This is a genomic window from Granulosicoccus antarcticus IMCC3135, assembly GCF_002215215.1.
In the GTDB taxonomy this organism is placed as follows: Bacteria; Pseudomonadota; Gammaproteobacteria; order Granulosicoccales; family Granulosicoccaceae; genus Granulosicoccus; species Granulosicoccus antarcticus.
The window spans coordinates 3791943-3813912 of record NZ_CP018632.1 but is presented as its reverse complement, the minus strand read 5'-3'; the positions used below and the strand labels follow the sequence as shown (position 1 = coordinate 3813912).

The following is a 21970-nucleotide window of genomic DNA, read 5'->3' as shown; positions in this document are numbered from 1 at the left end:
TTCAAGGGGAGAGGAGGATGTCAAATACCTGAAGGTTCAGCAACACAGAGCGGACCATACGCCAGAATCCCATCACCCAAGCGGTGGCATCAGCACACACTGTTCCCGGTCAAGGCTCTGCTGCCAAAAAGTGTTGACGAGCTCACAGCCATTGACATCCCAGCGACGTATCTCCGATATCGTCACGCCATTCACGGTGGAAACCAGCTGATAGGTCTCCGGATCGCCCGTGCCGGCTAATACTTCGAGCGAGTCGCCCGTATCGCTGACAATGCGCAGGCGACCGTTGTCGAACCAAGGTGCTGCTTCGCCCCGACCATCAAACACCGCGTCGATGTCGAGCGTCTGTCTATCAGTCCAGCTCGCGCTCACTGTGAAAGTGGAGTTCAGGCGATTGAAGGCATGCTGCCCCGTGTTTGGGTCGAACCGGTTGAAGCGATGATTCCAGTTACGCACCGCCACTTCGACATCGCCCTTCTCGTAATCGTATTCCCCGTTTTCGATGCGCAAATAGCGACGTATGCGATAGCGCTCGCTCGAATTGATCTGACCTCGCGACGTGTTGTCCTGGATAGAGGATGCCGTCATCGTCTCGCGGGCATCGCCCTGTTCGACAACCAGTGCATCGAACGCCCCGCGATAACCGGTCCAGGTATTACCGGCATAGTCGAAACCATCGTATTGATTTGTGTAGGTACCAAACCCTGAAACAAGTCGGTAACCCGGAAACATACAATCAAACGCATCGAAGCCGTGTCTGTAAAAGCCGTGATAACTGAACTCAACACGATGCTCAACGTTGCCGCCGTTGACACAGTTGCGTCGGTACAGCGTATCTGATGAGTAAGAGGACTCACTACTGCTTGCAAGCACCTCTTCCGAGGTGTAGTTGTCTGCGTCGATTCTGTTAAGGGAGCGCAAGGTACCCTGATGCTCGGTCAGTCCATTACTGCGCATCAGGCTAGTGAGCTCCTGAAGAAGACTGCCAGCACGTTCGAGCGATAACAAGGCATCATCAATTGGCTCGGGCGGATTGTCCCCACCATCATCCGGTACACCATCGCCCGCCGTCAGCGCCAACGCACTTTGTGCCGAACTCGCACCCGCTGCATTGCGCGCAACCAGCATGATCTGCAACTGGCCCGATCCATCGCGATAGGTCGTCTCGTCACCTATGAAGAAGCTGGTGCCATCGGTGCTGCCGACTGCCTCGCCATTGATCTCAACATCGTACTGGTAGGCTTGTCCCTCGACACGATCCCAGAAGAGCTCGAGATAGCGCAAGCACTTCTGGATACGCCGGGCGGCACACCGGTCGTCGGTCTTGCACGGACCCCGCAGAAGGCTCAGGGTCTTGACATGAAAATACGTCCCGGAGATTACTCCGAACCAATGCAACTCCAGGCATCGCTGACGGGTATAGACACATTGCTATTGGTGTCAGGCATTGACCCGCCGGAGGAACGCATTCAGCAGCACCGTAACGTGATCGAGGCTGCCCAAATCGCCGGTGTAGGCAAAATTGTCTACACCGGCATTCAGGGACCGGAACAGGGAACCCGCTTTTCGCCCGTGGTACAGAGCAGTCGCCAAACCGAGGCCGACATTCGAGCCAGCGGGCTGACATGGGTCATCGGCCGTAATGGTATTTATATTGAACCGGACGTGGACTATATCGACAGCTACCGATCACGTGGAGAAATTGCGAATAGCGCTGGCGACGGGAAATGCGGTTACACGACCCGAGCGGAGCTTGCCCACGCCTACGCACAGCTTCTGTTGAATTCGGATCACGACAACCAGATCGTCAATATCAACGGTACTCCGATCACGCAAGCGCAGTTGGTTAATTATATGAACAGCGCATTCGGAACACAGCTTACCTACCGCACCATGACCGCGGCCGAGTATACCGAGGATCGCACGGCCGAACTTGGCCCGTTTTTCGGCGAGATCATCGCAGGGATCTACGACGGAATACGTCTTGGTGCCTACGACAATGCCAGTGATTTCGATGCGGTGACCGGACGGTCGCACGGTCGCACCAAAGCTGGGATGCGTACTTCAGCTCACGTAGCTAGCTTTCTAACACATGTAGCCCTGCATCAGCGATCCAGCTTCTAATTCTCCGAATATGATTATCATCTTTGTAGTAGAGATAATTCGTAAAATCATGGCCCTCGAAGTACAACGCTGAGAGCTTTGGGAGAACTATTTTGAAATGAAACTTTGCACTCACACCATAAGGACTCTGGCTGAAATACTTACATAGATCCTGCGATGTATTGAACCTGTAAAACATTGGATACTCGTGTCCGTTTCGTTCGACTATTTCATAGCTAAGGCATTCTGTTGATTGAGCCATGATTGAACGTAAGCCGTTAAGAGCACTATTACGACGTGGCTCATCGCTTGACTCTGACTTGTCAATGGCTAGCAGGTCTCTTGCTTCAGAATCATTTAGCCAATGATCGAATACCGAAATAGCTAATGTTTTGTAAGATTCATCATCTTCAATATGATGAACTTCTATTAAATTTGAAAATTGCTGAGATAGATCACTTTGTCTGTCATCAGATACATATTCAATCCTCTTCGATTTGTCAGTCGCCACGCTTGTTTTAATACTCGTCATTCGATCCAGTTGTTACCCATCATATTGCAGTTTGCCCTACAGTGACAAAGCGCTCAGATCATCCTTGAGTTATCCAATGCCGGCCAAGGTCAGCGCTAGCTCCTACCCTTTGGTGACTTTGTCTTTTAAAAATCCGGCAGGTTCTGTATGTTTGATATTGCGATTTCTTCAGATCGAATGCAATGGTGGTATATATTTGCTTGGATTATAGTCGGAATGCCAAGGCAGGCCCTCATATAGGAGGCACCATTGGCCCTGCCAAGGCGGGACTACTGCTCGGATTGGCGGCAGGAACAGATGTGGCATTTGCAGCTGCTGAACCTGTGATGCGGGATCTTACTCGCCGGTTGGAACACCTCGGTCCGGTTGGACGCGGGGCTGCCATGAAACTGGCCATTAACCTGCCGTTGATGGTTTATTGGGGGGCAGTCGGAGAAGCCATCGCCCTTGCGGTTGGCAACGGTGTTGACCCGGCGTTGGCCACAGATATTCTGGTAGACAGTTCCGGTGCTATTGGTGCAGCCAAAAAGCGTGTACCGCCAATCCATGACTTTCTGACCACAGGAAACCCCGGTGCAACAAGTCTGAACCTGCAGAACGGCATCAAGGATATGAAACTGATGGAAGCAGCACTCAGCCTGGTGGGCGCGGTAAGCGTTCACGGCGTTGCAATAGCGTTTTCTGACTATGTAGGCTATTCTGAAGAAAAGGCCCCGCGAGTTTATTAGCCATCATCGTGCCCGATCCTCATCTATCAAATCCACCCCAAACGCTTGATGAGGCTCGCACTCAGATCGAGCAATTGTGGGATGTGGTTGGTCAGTTAGAATCGATAGCCTCAGATCTTAAAGCGCAGAATGAGGAGCTTGTTGAACAGGTTCGAGAGCTGAACGAACGCATGGGCAAAAGCTCGCGTAACTCCTCCCGTCCACCCTCTTCAGACTCCACCTCGCAACGAGCCAACCGAAAAAAGAAACCCAGATCTACAAAACGAAAGGGTGCGCAGCCGGGTCATGAAAAGCACGCCCGCTGGTACCCGAAAGTGATGTCGATCAGATTCAGCGCTATTTTCCGACCGCGGCCTGTGGCTGTGGTGGCTCTATCTTTGTCGATCCCGAGCCGCGCTGTCGTCACCAGGTGTTTGATATCCCGGTGGTGCGTTTTTCAGTGATTGAGCATCAACTGTTCGGTGGGCAGTGCAACGGGTGTGGTAAACATCATTGCGCCCAGACTCCCGATAGCGTGCCTTCGGGGCAGATGGGCCCCAATCTGGTGGCACTTATCGCTCATCTGTCCGGGCGTTATCATTTGTCGATTCGTAATATTCAGGATTATCTGGTTGAGCACTGGCAGTTGCATTTCAGTCTCGGTGCCCTCTCTCAGGCTCAGGCAAAAGCGACGAGCGCATTAGGCGACCCGTACCGACAGATTGGCGATTTTGTTCGCCAACAACCCGTGGCGCATGCCGATGAAACACGGCATTTTCGCGGCAATGAGTGCCGTTGGCTGTGGTCGTTAGTGTGTGTGCAAGCTTGCTATTTCCTGACACAGGCCTCGCGCGGCAAAGAGGCTGCCGATAGGCTGTTAGGCGAATTCACAGGGTATTTGGTCACTGATGACTACGTGGGTTATAACCGTGTACCGCAAAGTCGTCGTCAACTGTGTTGGCCGCACCTGATTCGAAAATTCATCGATATTGCTGGACGGGTAAGCAATGGCGGCAAGATCGGACGCCGACTTTTATTACTTGCCCACGCGGTTATCCGCACCCGACATCGATGGCAAGATCAACTCATCGACGAGGCCGTTTATTACCGGCGAATGCAGCGACTACGCCGCAGCTTTCACCAGACGCTGGAGCGAGGTGCCCGGCTACGAATCGATGGGCGAACCAAACGTCAATGCCAACATCTTCTCAAGCGAGAATCGATGTGTTGGACCTTTCTCAAAGATCACAGAATCCCGCTAGACAACAATAGCGCTGAGCGTGCGCTTCGGCCCTATGTGATCTGGCGCAAGTTGAGCTTTGCCACCCAATCGTATCAAGGCGATCAGTTTCGTCCCTTGATACTGAGCATCGTGGGCACTGCACAACGGATAGGGATCTCAAGCTATCAGTTTATCCGCATCGCGTGTCACCAGTCGATGATTGAGGGCGAGGTGAAAGTGCGCTTTCCGTTTGATACGCCTCGGTTAGCGACTAGCTGAAAGAATCAGCTGCGGTTCCTACACCCCGCATGCGGGGCCGTGAACGGTTACGTGGGCGCGCCCTCGCCCGTGGTCAGCGCTGCTCGCACCCGTGCCGAAGATGCGGCAGCGGGCGGTTGGTCTGAGCTTGATACGTCATTGTTTGGCGTATTTGGCCAAACTGACGTCAAGCCTTAATCCTTGCGACCGTTGCGATAGATTTCAAATATCGCAGCGGTATCCAACCCTTCTGGCAACTCTGCGAAAGCGGCACCGTACAGCACCTGGCAGGCGTCAAATAACGGCGTCTGCACACCCTTTTCAGCGATGTCATTGCCAATGATGCTTAGGTCTTTTTCAAACATCTTGAGGCTAGCCGTAGGTGGATCATAAGCCCCCGAAATCATGAGTGGCATCCGCAGATCAGACATACGCGACTGCCCTGCACCACCACTTAACATTTGATAAACGATGTCACGATCCAGACCCAATTCATCCGCATAGTTCAGCCGGTCCGCCGCTGCGATGAACGTGGCTACTGCCGATTTCATGTCGGACGATCCACGGCCCTGCAGCTGGCCTTCTTTCACCGTGCCAGCAAACGGTGGAAAGTCCCATTCCTGATCACCAACTGGAACCGTATCCAGATGGGCAGAAAAAACCATCGGGCGCTTCGTCCCTGTACCGCGCACGCGACCAATCACGTTCGTCCGCCCCGGCTGGAATTCGTCCAGCTCGCATTCGATGCCAAGTGCCGTCAGTTGTTGTGCCACCACTTGCGCCACTGCGAGCTCACCACCCGGTGGATCGCAACTGGGGATGCGTACCAGCTTTGCTGTGAAATCAACTGGATCAAAGGTAATGGAATCTTGCATGGAACTTTCCAAAAGTTGCTTTGCGAGCGAGCATACAGGCTCATTCATCCGTTGATAAACGACATTTGTTGCCCTATCCATCGCGATATGCGATAAATCATTGAGGACTACTATCTTTTTCCGAAGGTAATGAAAGTGATTCGTGAGTTTGCGGTGTCGAGGCCAAAGGTATCAGTGCGAATCGACGCAAGCCTCTCGGAACATCATCGAAAGAGCCTTCGCGATGGTTTCCTCGATCTGGCCATCATGCGACAACCCCTTGGCATAGAAACCGGTAAAGTGCTTGCAAAGAACCAGCTGGTCTGGATCGCGGATGCGGGCCTTGATCTCGACAACGAGCTCAGTATTTCGCTGGCACATATCAGTGGTCCCTGCCAATACTTTCGGGCTGCCACCACGACCATCGAGGCTGCCGGTGATCACTGGCGCTCGGTGTATTCATGCAGCACACTGGAGGGCGTGCGGGCAGGTGTCTGTTCAGGCATGGGAGTCGGCGTGATTCCAGTCGAGGACTGTACCGACTTGACGCTGATCCGGGAACATCACCGCTTGCCCAAACTGCCGGAGTTCAGCGTTGCAATCGAAATGGCCATCATCGATCCCCCAGTCATCGTAAGAGTGCTTGCGGAAAAGCTGAAAGAGGTTCTCTGATGCCGATTTGGTCTGCTTATACCCAAAAGCGCAATGACGAGTCCCCGACATAATCGCGCCTTTGGTGTTGTGATATCGTTTTTCCTTGGACTCAATACATTGGGGGTACAACAGTGAACCTGAACACTCATGAGACTGATCTTGTTTTTTCGATCATGCGCGATCTAAGTGGCGACTTTGATCATGCGCAGGTTCGTCAACGTGTTGGGAGCCGTTTACTTGAATTACTGAATGCAGAATATTTTGCCTCTTTTGTCTGGGACCAGGATGCGAACAAATTCTTGTCCTGCGTACAAATCAATATGTGTCTAGACAACCTTTCCAGATATGAAGCATATTATCAATTTCACGACCCCATCACGCCCATGCTTCAAAGGCGACGAAAAGCCACGCCTGTTAGCCAGGTTCTGAGTCACAAGCGATTGGTTAAGACCGAGTTCTTCAATGACTTCCTCAAACAAGATGGCTTATGTTATGGCATCAACTATTTTGCCTATGACAGAGGTACAAATATTGGGGATGTCAGAGTTTGGCGAGGTAAATCAGCAGAAGATTTCTCGGCCCGCGATGCCATGATCATTGATGCCATTGGACCAAGTTTTGTCAATGCGCTTATCAGAGCGCACAAGCTTGATGAGACTTTGCCTGCGCTAAGATTTAGCCAGATCAGTGCGCAACTTCAACTCACAAATCGTGAAGTTGAAATTGCCGATATGTTGGTGGTCGGATTTACGGATAATGAGATTTGCCAAAAGCTCTGCTTCTCAAAGTCGACACTCAGAACACATATTGGCTCAATTTTCCGAAAATCTGATCTCAACCGACGAACTCAGCTAAGCCAGTTTCTGGCAGATCAAGTGAATCTTCTTCACTGAGTTTCAATTCTCAGCACTCGCCTGAACGGGTACTTCGTAGATGGCCAGGCAAAGCCCTGATTCAGGAATATCATCATTTGTGATGATATTTTCTACCTTCCCTCCGAGGTACCCTACAGCGTAGAAAAGGAGAGAAAGTATGGCAACTTCAGAACTAATTGGCGCTGCGGAGCTAAAACGCAGACTAGAAAAGAAAGACATTTCTGCTGCAGAATTCGCCGCAGATGTCATTCTGCGTGAGAAGCAGAATACGAGTCTGAATGCAATTTCAAGCTTCGATCCCAATCTATTGATGGAGAACGCAAAGCGTGCTGACCAGAGACGTCAGTCGGGTAATGCAGAGCCTCTTTGCGGAATACCACTGATCGTCAAAGACAACATCAATACCGTGGCCTTTCCAACGACCGCTGGTACTACCGCGCTGCAGAACCATACGCCTGCAACGGATGCCGGCGTCATCGTCGCGCTTGAGGGCCAAGGCGCTATCATTGCGGCAAAATCAGGCATGCACGAACTGGCATTCGGCGTCACATCGAATAACTCAGTGACTGGTGCTATACGAAACCCGCATGACCAAAGCAAGATACCAGGCGGATCCTCTGGCGGTACCGCAGCTGCTGTTGCAGCGGGTATATTCCCAGCGGGCCTTGGTACAGACACAGGTGCCTCTGTCAGGCTGCCTGCAGCGCTTTGCGGCATTGTTGGCTTCCGCCCAACTGTCGGGCGCTATGCAAGCAATGGCATCGTCCCTATCAGCCATACTCGTGATACCGCTGGCACCTTTGGGAATAAGGTTGAGGATATCGTCTTGCTTGACTCTGTGCTCTCCGGTTCGTCGACAGCTGCCAGGAAGAAAGACATCAACCAGGTGGTACTGGGTATCTGCAGAGAGGTTCTGTTTGAGAATCTGGAGCCTGAAGTCGAGAAAGCTATTCAGGAGCAACTCAAGACACTCGAGTCCGCGGGAGCCAGGCTGGTGGAAGTCAATATCTCCGACATCTGGAGTCACAATGAGGAATTCAGTTTTCCTGTTGTCTTGTACGAGGTCATGCGCGACTTACCGGCCTATTTGAAAGAGCATGCTCCTGAAGTCAGCTTCGAGAAGCTTATCGAACAAATTGGGTCACCCGATGTCGCCGGTGCATTCAAGAGTCAACTTGGTGGTGGTGCCATGCCTGAAACTGCCTATCAGGCTGCCATCAATGAACATCGTCCGGCCATGCGCGCAATCTATGCCGAGGCATTTGCTCAGCACAACCTGACAGCCCTTGCGTTTCCAACATCACCATTGCGGGCAACCGACATCGGTTCAGATGAGACCGTTAGCCTGAACGGTGAACAGGTACCTACCTTCCCTACCTTCATTCGGAATACCGATCTGGGATCAAATCTGGGTGTGCCCGGTATCTCCCTGCCCTGCCAGAACGTCAACGGTTTGCCGATCGGCATCGAATTTGATGGAGTTATGGGCAGGGACCAGGACCTTCTCGAACTGGCTCTTACTGTTGAAGAGGTCCTCTCTCATTGACAAACTCGACGATGAATTCGGATGACGGATGTTTAGGATCAGCTTGACAAGCAGGCCTATGCCTGCTTTTTCACAGAATCCGAACTCACGGGAAGAGTGGTAATTAATCGTGTTTCAAGTAACTGTCCAGTTTCATACAGAACTGGATAGGCTATCGCAGCGACATGACCGTTGAACTCTCTGAATGCTCTGAGTGTTTCCAAATGTATGTCGCTGGTCTCGAAACTCTCTGTCAGGCCATTCTGCAAACGCTTCAAATGTCGTTTTCGACTTTGTCGTTCAACCCGCTTGATCTCTGTTTTCTCAAGGCTCAAGAGCCTGGCATTCTCAGGATCATTTGAAATAAGGACATTAGCCGCAAGTTTGAAATTTGAAAGAATTTCTTCATGCATTTTTGTCAGCTCTGCCTGTCCTTCACCGCTGAACTTGTATCCATTGATACGAAAGTCTACGGCCAGCTCTGTAATCTGCCTTGCAACAACATCCCCTGCGGATTCAAGCCGTATAGCGTATTCGAGCAAATCACTCGCCACTCTGGACTCAGCCTTGTTATAGAGCTCTGTTGGAATGCTTGCAACAAAAGAGCGAATTCCGAAAAGACAAGCGTTCACTTCTTTGTCTTTCTGTCTGATCGCTTGAACCTGATCATCATTGCTGTCCAAATAGATTTGCATGACAGGATGAAACATTGATTCAACCAGGCCCAGCATTCTGAGAAGTTCTTGTTTCAAACTGGTAAATGCCAGTTTAGGCGTGTTGATCGTGCCTTTTTCCAGTACGGAGACAGGTTGTATCAGAGCCCGCTTCACACTTTTAACGGACTGTCTGCCTGGGTACATTTTCTTCATGATGCCTTCGATATGCCGGCAGAAGGGAAGAGTCAACAGAACCAAAGTGGCGTTGAAAACCATATGCCCAACCATCAGCATGTGAGAGCCAGGCTCCGGCTTTCCAACAAAATAGGAATGAAGGATGGGTAAGATACTCAGCACAAACAGTGACAATATTCCACGAGCAAACAGATTTGCAAAAACCAGTCTGCGTGCCTCACCCGGCATGCCTTTGGTTAACCAGACTGGTATGAATCCACTACCAAAATTGGCCCCGACCAGCAACGACAGGCCCGCTTCAAACGTGACCGCATCAATTTCAACGAAGGTGATGACTACCAGTATTGCAGCAACACTGGAGTGCATTCCAAATGTAAGTATTGCACCTACAATAAATGCGGATACGTAATCCTGCTCCAGGTAAGCCGCAATAGTAGGCAGGAGAGCACTCTCCCGAAATGGTTCGATTGCTTGACGAAGATAGCCTAACGATATCAATATGAGTGCGATGCCCATAATGACACGGCCATATTGACGCAGTGTTTTGCTTTCCGACTTGATCACACACCAGCCGCCAACCGCCAGCAAGGGTGCAATTATCCAATCCACAGAATAAGACAATATACGTATTACCAACGCAGAGCCTAAATCTCCGCCCAATACAATTGCAAGGCCAGTAGAAAAGCTCAGATAGCCCGACATGAAAAAGCCGGATGCCAACAATGCAACAGCTGCAGAGCTTTGCAGTATTACGGCCAGACCAACCCCAGACAAACTGGCACTGATCAAATTTGTCTGCTTGACCAGGTGTTTCTGAAATGCGGCTCCATGTGCACGCTCTATTCCTGTCCGTACCAAACGTACAGAAAAGAGCAGGAGCATTGTGGCGCCAGTCAGGTTTACTACGAAACTCAATATTTCCATTCAATAACCTATCATACAATGGCAGCGGTGCGAAACACCCTTGCACTCACCTGAAACCAGCACTGGTAGAACATCCTCTATTCAGCCGCTAAGGCAATGTCGGCGTCATGAGCTCTTGAGATAACTGACATATCGTCATGTAAACAAGTGTTACTGGCCATCAGGTAGCCACCATTGGTAATGAACTCTGTGATGGAAGGACAATCAACCTTCCCCCCTGCTTCTTGTATGAGAAGAATTCCTGCAAAAACATCCCAGGCATTCAGATGAGACTCATAGAACCCTTCAACACGACCGCATGCGACGGTTAGCAAACTCACTGCAGCAGAACCGTTGCGACGATACTCCATTCCTTGTTCGAATACGCTCTTGATAAGGCTCAGGTAGTCAGCATTACTGGTCCTGCCGGATCGACCAAGCAATACCAAGGCACGCTTGGGGTCCACACACGAAGACACAGCCATACGTTCGCCATTCATGAATGCGCCATTACCCAGACTTGCCCACGCAAGTGTGGCGCTGTCAGGGACGTAGATTGCGCCACAAACAATGACACCGTCGTAGCAAAATGCGATTGATACGCACCAATCGGCAAGACCGTGCATAAAATTGGTCGTACCGTCGATCGGATCAACAACCCATAGAGCCTTGCCATCGCCCGAAGTTCCCTGCTCCTCACCCAATACAGAATCGTCAGAGAAGTGTTCGGAAATTCGATCACGGATGAGTCGTTCAGCGGCTAGATCAGCAGCTGTTACGAAATCCTGATGCGATTTCACGTTACCAACCAGGTCTCCCCTGTTGGACCGCATGCCAGAAGCCAGATCACCGGCCTCCACCGCAATTCTTTTAGCCAATTCAAGTCTTTCGTCAATTCGATCAATCATTGCGATTTCTGCGTTGTATTTCTGAATATCGGAACCACGGTTTGAAGGTAGATTTTAGGATCTCGATCAGGATTCTCTATTCTGTCCAGCATGAGATCAACTGCCGCGCAGGCTTGTTCCTTGGCATCTTGCCGTATCGTAGATAGCTGATAGCTACCCCACTTCGCTTGCTCTATGTCATCAAATCCGACAATTTGCAGCCCATTGGGTATGTCAACATTCCAATCCGCCCGTAGTCGATCCATGACGCCAATAGCCAGTAAGTCAGTTGTGCAGAAAAGTCCATCTATCCTGTCGAGGGCCAGACCTATTTTACCTGCAACCTCGAAGCCAGAGTCATAGCTTTGTGAAGCAGCATTGAACACTTGTGCGCTGTACCCATTCTCAGAACAGTGCTGTACAAATGCGTCAGAGCGCCCGGTCACTGAGAATGAGGGCGATACAGGCCGTACAACAGCCAGGTTTTTTGCCCCCGAACGAATCAACATATCAAAAGCCAGCTTTCCAGCCTGCTGTATATCTATTTGAACTTTATCAGGACCGACTATCTCAGTCTCCCTGTTAATCAGCACAACCGGAACGGATAAATTATTACTCTCAACAATGATCTCTGAGGAAGGGGTGGCAGAGGTAATCAGCATGCCCGCAACATTGTAGCTAAAGAGAAGTGATATCAATTGTTCGACTTCATCTGGCGTTTCCGCCACCATCAACATGGGACGATACCCCTGCCTTATGAACTCACGTGCCGCCATCTTTACCTGTCGCGCACGAAATGGCGTATCAAGAGCAGAAGCTACGATGCCAACAAGATTGGATTGGCGCGTCTGCAGCCCTCTTGCCAGATAATTAACCCGATACCCTAATTTTTCAGCTGCCTCGTATACCTTCTTGCGGGACTCGTTCGATATTTTTGCACCGTCTGTATAGGCGCGAGATACCATTGATCGCGAAACACCTGCTTGTTGAGCAACATCAAATGAGGTCACAGACTTATTGTGCTTTTTGGACACGCTATTCTCGTTTATCAGAAATGAACGCTGCAAACTCGAATGGATATCCGAGGTTCACAAGATCCGGTTTCAAAGCAACGATAGATTGGAATACCTCTAAATCCTTACCGTTGTACGCGAGCATGGAAAGAACGTTTTTATCACGCAGAGTTTCAATATCATGTAGCTCATCATTCACGGTATATTCAACAAGCGCAGGAGACAGACTTTCGAGTGTTTCATTGAGCGTATCAAAATCCTGTCGTCGCAACATTATATGAGCAGTGGGTGCAATCGCCCGCATATCGACCAGCAAATCATGATTGAAAGACCAGAAGAAGCAGCTATCGACCATTTCATTCGACACCACTGACTGCCACACAAGCTCTGCAGGTGCATTTTTCAACTCAACATAGAGCTGTCTGCCCCAGGATTTTGCAAGACGCAAATAGGCCTCAAGTGTGGGTATCTTTTCATCAGCATAGTGATCTGAAAACCATGCACCAGCACTCAGGTTGCCTAGCTCCTTTAGCGTCTTCTCACAGACCGGGCCTGTACCGTTGGATGTTCGTTCAAGGGATGAGTCATGCATGGCAACAAGCTTATTGTCAGCGGTTACCTGAACGTCAAGCTCAACATGACTGAAACCTGCTGCAAAACAAGCCACTGCCCCCTTTAATGTATTTTCCGGAGCTATATGATTGGCACCACGGTGGCAAACAATTTGAACCGGCCAGTCCTCAGGTGGCACAAATGGATGGACCAGCTCGGGCTGATCAGAGCAGATACCAAAAACCGGCAGGCCCCGAAGCTCACTCATACGAGCAGGCCCCTCTTCATGCCACAGTACAACCTTCCGCCCCTCTTTTCGACACCTGGCAAAGAACGCTTCATCCAATAGATCCTGCGGTCTATCCAATCGCTCCCAGCACAGATGAATGACATCAATATCAAGCGGGAAGCTGAAAGGGTCGGCGCCAACAGGTATCAAACCAGCCAGTGGATAGGGAGTCTCGTGCTCAATCAGCAGAGTGATGGTCGCCTGATCAAACGAGCCTAGAATCGCTAACTCAATCTTTTGCTCAGTCAGCATGTTGGATATTGGAATGGCAGCCTCTCGATCTTTGATGTCAGCATAGATGCCGCACTTGTGCTGTTGTGCAAGATTCAATATGTCCTTGAACAATGGCGGCGTATCAATTGGAACAGCCTTTTGTATCTCCGCATAGCTCAACTCACCTATCTTGCGACCATCAGGCAAATTATCGTCGTGAAACGCCAGTATTTGCTTGTCTGCTGACAGGCGTAAGTCCACCTCCCACATGTCTGCACCCAATTGTGCAGCGAAAAGAAATGCCTGTATTGAATTCGCTGGCGCATAAGCACTAGCACCGCGATGTGCTATCGACAATGGTCGGGAATACGGCAGCGATTGATTCACAATCGTAAACCCTGCTCTGAAAACGCCATGACATTTTCCGTGGCGACTCCCCAGTTGACATCCGCCCCAAGTTGAACGCGGTTTCCAGCAGGCTGGATGGATCGCAATACCGTTCCATCTGTCAGGGTGACGTTGTACAGATCTTCACGACCTTGCGTTTCAACGAAGCTCACTTTACCTCGCACACCCTCACCAAATTGTGGGCCAAAGAACTCAGGACGCAAGCCAAGGTCAACCCGATTTTTGACTTTTACTTTCAGAGCCTCCGATATCCTTATTTTGTTTTCACCGAAAACAAAATGGCCATCACCAACAGTGGAATCGATAAACGAGATAGGTGGATTGCCGAGAAAACCTGCTACAAATTTATTGGCCGGATCGTTATACATCTGATCAGGCTCGGACAATTGCAGTATCTTTCCATCTTTCATCAAGGCAATTCGATCGCACATCGACATCGCTTCCACTTGATCATGTGTGACCAGAACGGCGGTTATACCGGTCTCGAGTTGAATACGCCGAATTTCCGAACGCATTTCAAGTCTTAACTTGGCATCCAGATTCGCGAGCGGCTCATCGAGAAGTAGAACATCAGGCTTACGTACAAGTGCCCTGGACAATGCAACACGTTGTTGCTGTCCACCTGATAGTTGCGCAGGTTTTCGATCCAGTAGCTCGGAGATATGCACAAGCTCGGCTATCTCGTCCACTTTCCGAAGTATCGTTGCATTGTCCTGCTTTTGTACTTTAAGTGGGAAAGCTATGTTTTCACGAATACTCATATGCGGATAGAGTGCATAGTTCTGAAAAACAACACCGACATTCCGTTTCTGAGAAGGAACATTCGACACATCGCGATCCCCGAAATGCAAGGTTCCGCCGTTCATCCTGTGAATACCGCAGATCGTGAACAAGGTGGTGGATTTACCGCAACCTGATGAGCCCAGCAGTGCCAACATTTCACCACTATTGACAGTCAGATTCAGCTTGTCAATGACGGTTATATCGCCAAATGATTTTGTGAAATTTGTTAGTTTTATTTGCATCAGCCTTTTGAACCTCCACCGTAAATATTCATTAGCTTGTTTTGAAATATGAGGTAAATGACGATAACGGGTATCGCATAGAACATACCCACCGATTTGAACAGGTTAAAATCGGGCTTGGTATCATCAAGTATCAACGCTGACAAGTAAGTTGAAAGTACCTGTGCCTCGTTTCCTGGTGCAAGCACGAGTGGCAATATGAATTCGCTCCACCCGGATAGAAACGAGAAGATCAGAAGTGCTGACAATCCAGGTTGAACCTGTGGCAATACAAGCTTCCACCAGACCGTCAATCTACTTGCACCGTCCTGTACACCCGCCATTTCTATTTCCCACGGCACGGTATCGTAGAATCCTTTCATTATCCAGATACCAAATGGCAGCTCCAATGCTGACTTGACCAGGATCACGCCAATCAATGAATCATAGAGTCCCAGATACTGGAGAATCAGAAATATCGCAATGATAAGAGTGATCGTTGGAAATGCGTGCAATACAATCAGACCTGCCAGAAAAAAACGTCTTGCTGGAAAGTTCAATCGAGACAAGGCATACGCAGCTGTTAATGAGATTGACGTGACAGCGATTGCGGTGGCGCCTGCGAACACAAATGTATTCCAGGTTACCGCCCATATATTGGCTCGCCCCGTGTCTGGTTTTTCCCAAAGGAATCGCCAATGCTCCAGGGTAAATGTCTGTGGCCAGATACTTCCCGGGTAGGGGTTTGTAAAGGTATCTACAATCTGGAAAACAAACATGATCAGCAGTGGCAAAGACACCACTGTAAGAATGACTATTACAGGCCATGATTTAAAATTTGAGTGCACGATTGCTTCCCCTACTGTTCAATTCGCGGTTTTGTTACAAGCTCCTTGAAATTGAAGAATTTCAAGTAGAGAAGGCTTGCAGCGATACCGATGACGACAAGGACCAGTGCGTAGGCTGCACCGAAGCCGTACTGGAGATTCCCCCCATAGTTGTTCAAAGCCGTGTGGTAGGCAGCCAATGCCCAAACCTCGGTCGCTCTGCCTGGCCCCCCTTCTGTAGCCAGCAGAATGTATTCAAAAGAGGTCAAGAGTGAGAGTGTTTGATAAGAGGTTGTAAATAGTATTGGCCAGCTAAGCTGAGGAATGATGATGTACCTAATTTGTTGCCACCGGTTAGCCCCATCGACCTCAGAGGCATATAGCATCGAACTTGGAATCGCCTTGATAGCCGATGAAAACAGGATCATTCCCAGAGACGCACCAACAAAGCCGTTAATCAACACGACAGAAACCCAGGCGTTAGCCGCCGTGTCCAGCATCCAGTTTCGCGGTGCAATGCCAAAGTAGGAAGTTACCGTTGCGATAAACCCGGTGTCCCAGGTAAACCACTTCCACATAAGAACGTAGAGAACGGGCGGAAGGATTCGGGGTAAAAACCAGACGGTGCGAAACGTCGACGCTATTTTCCCGGGAAGATAAAACGTGGAAATAGCCAGGAACAGACCAAAACCAATATTAAAACCCAGCGTCAAGATGACATAGAAAACGGTGTTGATGGCATAGCGATAGGATGAATCCAATGAGAACAACAGCTTCATGTTCTGGATAGTCCAGGTCCACCCCGTGTAGGCCTCAGCAGTCAGGGAATCGTGTTCCTCAGCGGCAATATTCGAACTTATCAGTACTGCACGAAACTCTTCTTCGGTGTCTATCCGTTCATCCATGACACTGACCTTGAAAAAATCAGCAGCAGCCTTTCTATCGCGTGTTGAGCGAATCTTGTTAACGCTCAACTCCTTCAGCGCTCTATCAATTTCTCGCTTGTTTCCAAACACTGCGCCATCATGAAGTTTTTTGAATTCGTTTGCCGTTGCTTGGCCTTGCGCCTCGGCAAAGCGAGACAGTCCGACTTCGTCGACGTTGTAACTGGAGTCCTTGAGTGCGGTGAGTGTCTGCTCTGAGACTCCCTGTGCGCTCAATTCATGCAAGCTGGATTGAGTCAGCAGATATTCACCGCCTCGAATTCCCGTCGAGGTGGACATATTGGTAAAAGCGAAAAAAACGGTTAAGACTACGGGCGCCAAAAAAAACAAAACCACTATGACAATAGCGGGTGCCAGAAAGGCGAATCCGAGTGAATATCGTTGAAACATTTAGATACCTCATAGAACGTGTTGCCAGAGGTGGTGGTGCCCACCTCTGGCGTAAGGCTCAGCGTACGATTAGCTCGTCTCCGAGTTTTGCAGTCAACTCAGCCTCGAGTTCTGCCACCGCGTCAGCGGGAGTCTTCACACCCGTCCACGCGGACTCCAGCCCTGCCCACATAGCTTCCGAATAGACACCATAGTCCAAATGATTGGGTTGAGCATTGGCACTGCCAAGCAGGCGATCAGTCGCTTCAGACGCCCAACGATCGTTCGAGTAAAGCTCTATGTTCGACTGCTGCTTGCCAATGGCAAGATGCGCTGATTTAATCGCATGCAAAGAGTTGATTCGCGGCTCACTGGCGATTTTTATCAGCTGTGCTGCAACCTCTTCGATGTCGTCGTCGACTTGGTCCGTAACCAGATAGACAAGCGGCTGCGTAATGGTGTTGGGCTTTCCATTTTCGTTGCCAGAGGGGATAAGCGAAAATTCAATGGTTCCGAAGAAATCATCATTTCCTTCTGGTCCTGTGTAGCGTGCGTAGTGCCAGGTGCCGCCGTGCCAAAGCGCAGCCTTGCCATTGGCAACTTCGCTGTACCACTGCCCGTAATCTGTACCGATATGATTTTTTCGCGTGATTCCAGCTTCTACTGCATCGACGAAAAATTGATAGAAGTCCTGCATTGCAGATTTGTCGAGCACCAGTTTGTTGGTCTCAGGATCTTGAAGCACACCACCGAATGATTGGTAGAACTGCCCCCAGTCAGGACCGTTTGAAGGCCTGGGATAGAAGCCATAGCCTTTTTCAACGAGTCCCATATCAACCGCTTTTTTGGCATCCTCAAACACATTTGTGAGGGTGTACTCCCCAGAGGCCACACGATCTGGTAATGCCGCTATGTCATCATCCGAGTAACCAATGCCGCGCATGGTCTCTTTCCAGAAAAAGAATGGACGACTCTCTGCATCCTGAGGTATTCCCCACTGAGTGCCGTTATAGGCAGCGATTTCCAATAGGTTTGGATAGATATCGTTGAGAGGCCATGAGTCGAAATCCAGGTAATCTTCAACCGCAACGATGTAGCCAGCCTGACTCCACGGAGCGATATCGAGATGCGAAGTAACAACAATATTGGGTGCTTTTCCTGCCTCTGCTGCCAGCGTCACACCTTGCTTGAATTCTTCCCAACCACCAAAATCCCGCTTTCCCTCAACAATGATATTCAAGTCTCTTCCTTCTATTGCAGCTTCTCGCATAAGCAAGTCTGCAGCCATGGAAATGGCATCGATTCTATAGGCGTCATTGTCGTTTGATCCACCAGCCCACACGGTGATCGTCATATCCTGCGCTAAAGCAGGCAGTGTAAATACTGAGAGTACTACCCCAGTAAACAGGCCTTTCGTTCGTGAAAACAGCATGAATTATCCTCTCTATTGTTTATGAAAACAGTTCTCAAATAGACTGCCCTCGTGTGCATTTTTGAAGATACGGAATCAATCAACGCCTACAACCTTTATGAAACAACGCTTTCATACAAGCGTATTAGCAATATAATTACTATCTCTATTTGTTTTTATTAGTGCACACGTGTGCACTCTATTGAAATTTTATTTGAATTGCAAACGAATCATTCAGCCTCGGCATTGCTGACTTCTTTCAACTGTTAACGACTATCTGCTAAAGCCGGTGGTCGTTAACAGGATTCATTGACAACAGCATCGAGCAGCTCATTGTCTGTCCTTAGTCAGTTGGCTATCCAGTGCCAATTACTGGTTCAGATCGACCAGTCTTCCGCCCGGATAGTGCTCACCATCAATGTGGACGGCGACTAAGGGATCGTGAAATAATTAAGTATCAATTTTCAGGTGTTCCAGCGCCTGCCCGGCAAGGCGTGAGAAGGGCGAATAGCTTGCTATTCAACCGCCGAACAACGCCGCAGGGCAGGATGCAGGGACGACTGAAAATGATAGTTAATTGTTTCACGATCCCTAAGCTGGTCCGTTGGGGCAGGATCCACCATCGATCTTTCAGGCAACTCGCGCGATCTGCGTACAGTTTCATTGTAATCCTGCACGGATAAAATCCGTGCAATCAGAGCTCTGCACTCGCAACCGAGGTTATCGGTAAACACCAGTGCAAAGCTCCGAACTCAATACCCTGTTTCATCGAATAATTTGCATGGCGCTGCGCATCGAATAACTGAATACTTATTCGACCACAATCTCTCGAGGCGCAGTCAGAGTGAAGTTTCCAGCGATATCGAAAGCTGCCAGTGCCGCTTCCGGCACCGCCACCTGACCGCTGCTGTCGGTATGCTCGACACCCTCGAACGAGAAGTTGGCAGTCTGAGTCAATTGCACAAAACTATCACTGGTGGTGATAAATTCATCTTCTTCACCTTCATCCATAGCCAGAGCCTGAGAGTAGAATACCACTCGGTCACCAATCGCCAGCCGTCGATCATTTCGATCGAACAGAAGCGTTGAATGGTCATCCACATCATTGTCGAAGATCTGTACATAGGTTCGAAAATGATGGTCGACAACCGTCAGACTGTCATCATCATTGACCCTCGCAACCAGCTGGAGAACGGCGGTTTCGATGAGCTCATCATCACTTCCTGGCTCAACATCACTCGTCACTGATGCCGGTACAAAATCAACCTCAGTCGTGTATACCTCGAAGCTGCCTTCTTCGTTTTCATATCGTTGATTGAACTCGACCGGAATAAAAACGCTGTCCTCTTCAGCTTCACCATAATTCAGAAAAAAGCCTTTACCCTCCCAGGTGGTACCCACATATTCATCGTTCTGTTCGTCATAATCAGCCGGGAACGTGATAATCGGCAGAAAATAATCAACGGGCTCGTCACTACCGTCGATGGTATCGGTATCCTGAAAGCCGTATATCACATGGACACTTGCCAGATTGTCGTCAATGAATCGTGCCCGAATTTCATTGACACTATCGCCTTCCGCATTTCTGGTAGCCAGGGCCAGCGCTTCGACCGGTGCCGTGTCGTCACTGGAAACATCAGCCGCATAGGTCTTGACCAGGCTTTCGACGCCATTCGAGAACTTGACCGATGCGTAGCTACCGGGACTGACGCTTGGCGGAGCAATCGTGATACCGCCTGCCTTTGCCCGAGTACCGTCTTGTGCCGTCTTGATGATGTACGCGTCCAATGCCGTTTCAACGGCACTCATTTTGGCATGAGTGTCGGCGTAACCAACTACATCCAGCTTGCTCTTGAGGATAGTGATGAACTCCCTTAGATCGATACTGATTGACTCATCTTCACGGCTGGACTTGCCAAAACCGAACGAGCCTTCGGTTGCATCGATGACTGCATTGGCGATGTCAGCCTCAAGGTTGTAGTTGCTGCTCAAGTCCGCGTACAAGGCATCAACTGCCGAGCGCACAGGCGCAAATTGGGTCTGGTCATAGACCGATAAAGTCTTGCCGTCGCTCTTGTACGGATGCGAGCCGTGATTTACATAGTTGTCGACAAGACCTGTGGCGAATTGCCGAATACCTGTGCCTTTGCCAAACTCATTCACGACAAAGGTGTAGTTCCAGCCATGCCCTGGCTCCAGCTCCTCGGAACCGACATGGTATTCGGCATACGGCTGGGTCACCGATGCGATCTCCAGGTTGCCGTTCAGGCAGGCATCAAATCCGATCATGCCAAGCTTGCCATTATTGACAGGCTCGCCTGGCGATGCTGCCGCCAGTGCTCCGTTGATTTCAGACAAGCTCAAGGCATCTGAATTGAAGTTATCATCATTTCCGAAGGGCCCATAGGCCGAACCGTGATCCCACATGACCAAAGCGGTGTCATCGTAGTTTTCGTAAGTTTGGTTGATATAGCGAAAAAACAACTCCAGAGAACTCTGGTCACCCATATTCGCACCAGTGGCCAGGTATCTATAGCTCTCTGCGGGCAGGTTGCCGTAGATACCATCTTCGGCATCGTCGAACAACAGATCAGTATCGGCAATGCGCATGCCTTTCCAACCTTCCTTCTCTGAGCCACCAAACGCCACGACGATGTCAAAGTTGGCCAGCTGCGCATCGGACATGGCATTCAGCGCCGTTTGCACCTCCAGCAGATCAGTCGTACCGGCATCACTTCCGCTTTCCAGGTCGGATCCGACCATGTAGAGCATGAGCAGCTTGCGAACTCCCTCTCCATTGACTTTCTCACCTGCTGTCGGCAACGCCGTCAGCACCCCCGGGTGGTTATTGACACCAGCGCGCCCCGCACGACTGCCAACGAAGGTCGAGTCATCCGGGTCCTGGTCATTGTCCGAATCGGAACAGGCTACGAGCAAAATTGCAGATGCTATCGCGCAACTGCCTAAAACCTTAAGGGTTGAAATCTTTCTAAATTCTGACATCGGGCAATCTTCCGTGGATTCGTGCAATGAAATAAACAGAGGCCTGCAACAGCACTCTTAATGCCATAGCAAGGCTGTGCAAGATAGACCGTAATTCGCTCATCCGCCGCAACTCTGTGTTAGCCCGTGCAACCGGTCATGGCTGCGTCATTAAAGCGATTGGAATCAGCGCCTGATCAGCCAGGCGCGTGGCGTTCATTGCGTAGGTTGGTTGGCCTTTATAGCGCACTGCTCTTCATGGCTTCCAGCACTTCATCCAGACTTCGTACCACACCGGTTTGAAGATACTCCATTGCTTTCAAGGCAGCATCATGAGCATCAAGACAATGCACATCTTCTTCACCATCAAGCTCACGGCCAAAATCGATCAGATTGGCTCGATGGATTTTCTGGATGAACATGCGCACCGCCTTTTCCAGATCATCAACGGCTACAGCGTTCAGACCGTTGTGTCGAAGTTCATCGGCCATCTCACCTGCCTTGCGTAGCGATCTGCCCCAGACGGATACCGTGGTGATCGGTCGCACCGTAGAGGTTGCCATTGCCAGGGAGCGAGAAAGCCCACC

At 50.0% G+C, this 21970-nt stretch carries 19 protein-coding genes and 1 pseudogene; 7 read left to right on the top strand and 13 right to left on the bottom strand.

Annotated elements, in window-relative coordinates; genetic code table 11:
- Positions 1 to 72: 72 nt before the first annotated feature.
- Positions 73 to 1284, bottom strand: coding sequence for a hypothetical protein (locus IMCC3135_RS16415; protein WP_169727382.1), 1212 nt, complete (start codon positions 1282 to 1284; stop codon positions 73 to 75).
- On the opposite strand from IMCC3135_RS16415, the gene IMCC3135_RS16410 reads away from it, so the two are divergent.
- Complete coding sequence (locus IMCC3135_RS16410) at positions 1243 to 2124, top strand: NAD(P)H-binding protein (RefSeq protein WP_205738084.1); 882 nt, start codon at positions 1243 to 1245, stop codon at positions 2122 to 2124. The two genes, IMCC3135_RS16415 and IMCC3135_RS16410, sit on opposite strands and share 42 nt — an antisense overlap.
- Here the strand turns inward: IMCC3135_RS16410 and IMCC3135_RS16405 are convergent.
- Positions 2078 to 2614, bottom strand: a complete 537-nt coding sequence (locus IMCC3135_RS16405; protein ID WP_157736043.1) for a hypothetical protein — start codon at positions 2612 to 2614, stop codon at positions 2078 to 2080. The genes IMCC3135_RS16410 and IMCC3135_RS16405 overlap by 47 nt on opposite strands.
- A 221-nt stretch (positions 2615 to 2835) precedes the next feature.
- Between IMCC3135_RS16405 and IMCC3135_RS16400 the strand changes: the two genes are divergently transcribed.
- From IMCC3135_RS16400 to tnpC, 3 genes and pseudogenes are all read left to right on the top strand, one after another.
- Entirely contained in the window at positions 2836 to 3363 is a 528-nt protein-coding gene (locus tag IMCC3135_RS16400; protein WP_157736042.1) for an NAD-binding protein, read from the top strand.
- Between the two features lie 8 nt (positions 3364 to 3371).
- Positions 3372 to 3653 (top strand): annotated as a pseudogene (locus IMCC3135_RS35530) (DUF6444 domain-containing protein); the annotation flags it as partial.
- An 11-nt stretch (positions 3654 to 3664) separates the two neighbouring features.
- Positions 3665 to 4843: an IS66 family transposase gene (gene tnpC / locus IMCC3135_RS16395; RefSeq protein WP_157736532.1), complete on the top strand. Its 1179-nt coding sequence runs from the start codon at positions 3665 to 3667 to the stop codon at positions 4841 to 4843.
- 173 nt (positions 4844 to 5016) lie between these two features.
- Here tnpC and IMCC3135_RS16390 read toward each other — a convergent pair whose 3' ends face one another.
- Positions 5017 to 5778 (bottom strand): M20/M25/M40 family metallo-hydrolase, encoded by a 762-nt coding sequence (locus tag IMCC3135_RS16390; RefSeq protein WP_088918604.1) that lies wholly within the window; start codon positions 5776 to 5778, stop codon positions 5017 to 5019.
- A 48-nt stretch (positions 5779 to 5826) separates the two neighbouring features.
- Between IMCC3135_RS16390 and IMCC3135_RS16385 the strand changes: the two genes are divergently transcribed.
- The 3 genes from IMCC3135_RS16385 (at position 5827) to iaaH (ending at position 8751) form a co-directional block, all read left to right on the top strand.
- On the top strand, positions 5827 to 6348 hold the full coding sequence (locus IMCC3135_RS16385; RefSeq protein WP_088918603.1) for a LysR substrate-binding domain-containing protein: 522 nt from the start codon (positions 5827 to 5829) through the stop codon (positions 6346 to 6348).
- A 113-nt stretch (positions 6349 to 6461) separates the two neighbouring features.
- The gene (locus IMCC3135_RS16380) at positions 6462 to 7223 is read left to right on the top strand and encodes a helix-turn-helix transcriptional regulator (RefSeq protein ID WP_088918602.1); all 762 of its coding nucleotides are present in this window, start codon (positions 6462 to 6464) and stop codon (positions 7221 to 7223) included.
- A gap of 139 nt (positions 7224 to 7362) precedes the next feature.
- Complete coding sequence (gene iaaH, locus IMCC3135_RS16375; RefSeq protein WP_088918601.1) at positions 7363 to 8751, top strand: indoleacetamide hydrolase; 1389 nt, start codon at positions 7363 to 7365, stop codon at positions 8749 to 8751.
- 56 nt (positions 8752 to 8807) lie between these two features.
- Here the strand turns inward: iaaH and IMCC3135_RS16370 are convergent, their stop codons facing one another.
- From IMCC3135_RS16370 to IMCC3135_RS34740, 10 genes are all read right to left on the bottom strand, one after another.
- Positions 8808 to 10463: a Na/Pi cotransporter family protein gene (locus tag IMCC3135_RS16370; RefSeq protein WP_205738083.1), complete on the bottom strand. Its 1656-nt coding sequence runs from the start codon at positions 10461 to 10463 to the stop codon at positions 8808 to 8810.
- A gap of 119 nt (positions 10464 to 10582) precedes the next feature.
- Positions 10583 to 11392 (bottom strand): inositol monophosphatase family protein, encoded by an 810-nt coding sequence (locus tag IMCC3135_RS16365; protein ID WP_088918599.1) that lies wholly within the window; start codon positions 11390 to 11392, stop codon positions 10583 to 10585.
- Positions 11389 to 12405 (bottom strand): LacI family DNA-binding transcriptional regulator, encoded by a 1017-nt coding sequence (locus IMCC3135_RS16360; protein WP_088918598.1) that lies wholly within the window; start codon positions 12403 to 12405, stop codon positions 11389 to 11391. Before IMCC3135_RS16360 ends, IMCC3135_RS16365 begins: the two co-directional genes overlap by 4 nt.
- A gap of 1 nt (position 12406) precedes the next feature.
- Entirely contained in the window at positions 12407 to 13825 is a 1419-nt protein-coding gene (locus tag IMCC3135_RS16355) for a glycerophosphodiester phosphodiesterase family protein (RefSeq protein WP_088918597.1), read from the bottom strand.
- Complete coding sequence (locus IMCC3135_RS16350) at positions 13822 to 14871, bottom strand: ABC transporter ATP-binding protein (protein ID WP_088918596.1); 1050 nt, start codon at positions 14869 to 14871, stop codon at positions 13822 to 13824. Before IMCC3135_RS16350 ends, IMCC3135_RS16355 begins: the two co-directional genes overlap by 4 nt.
- Positions 14871 to 15698, bottom strand: a complete 828-nt coding sequence (locus tag IMCC3135_RS16345; protein WP_088918595.1) for a carbohydrate ABC transporter permease — start codon at positions 15696 to 15698, stop codon at positions 14871 to 14873. The genes IMCC3135_RS16350 and IMCC3135_RS16345 overlap by 1 nt, the downstream gene beginning before the upstream one ends.
- Before the next feature lie 11 nt (positions 15699 to 15709).
- The gene (locus tag IMCC3135_RS16340) at positions 15710 to 17011 is read right to left on the bottom strand and encodes a carbohydrate ABC transporter permease (RefSeq protein ID WP_088918594.1); all 1302 of its coding nucleotides are present in this window, start codon (positions 17009 to 17011) and stop codon (positions 15710 to 15712) included.
- Between the two features lie 58 nt (positions 17012 to 17069).
- Complete coding sequence (locus IMCC3135_RS16335) at positions 17070 to 18422, bottom strand: ABC transporter substrate-binding protein (RefSeq protein ID WP_088918593.1); 1353 nt, start codon at positions 18420 to 18422, stop codon at positions 17070 to 17072.
- A 789-nt stretch (positions 18423 to 19211) separates the two neighbouring features.
- Complete coding sequence (locus tag IMCC3135_RS16330) at positions 19212 to 21338, bottom strand: clostripain-related cysteine peptidase (protein ID WP_157736041.1); 2127 nt, start codon at positions 21336 to 21338, stop codon at positions 19212 to 19214.
- Between the two features lie 284 nt (positions 21339 to 21622).
- The gene (locus IMCC3135_RS34740) at positions 21623 to 21946 is read right to left on the bottom strand and encodes a hypothetical protein (protein WP_236994795.1); all 324 of its coding nucleotides are present in this window, start codon (positions 21944 to 21946) and stop codon (positions 21623 to 21625) included.
- Positions 21947 to 21970: the final 24 nt, after the last annotated feature.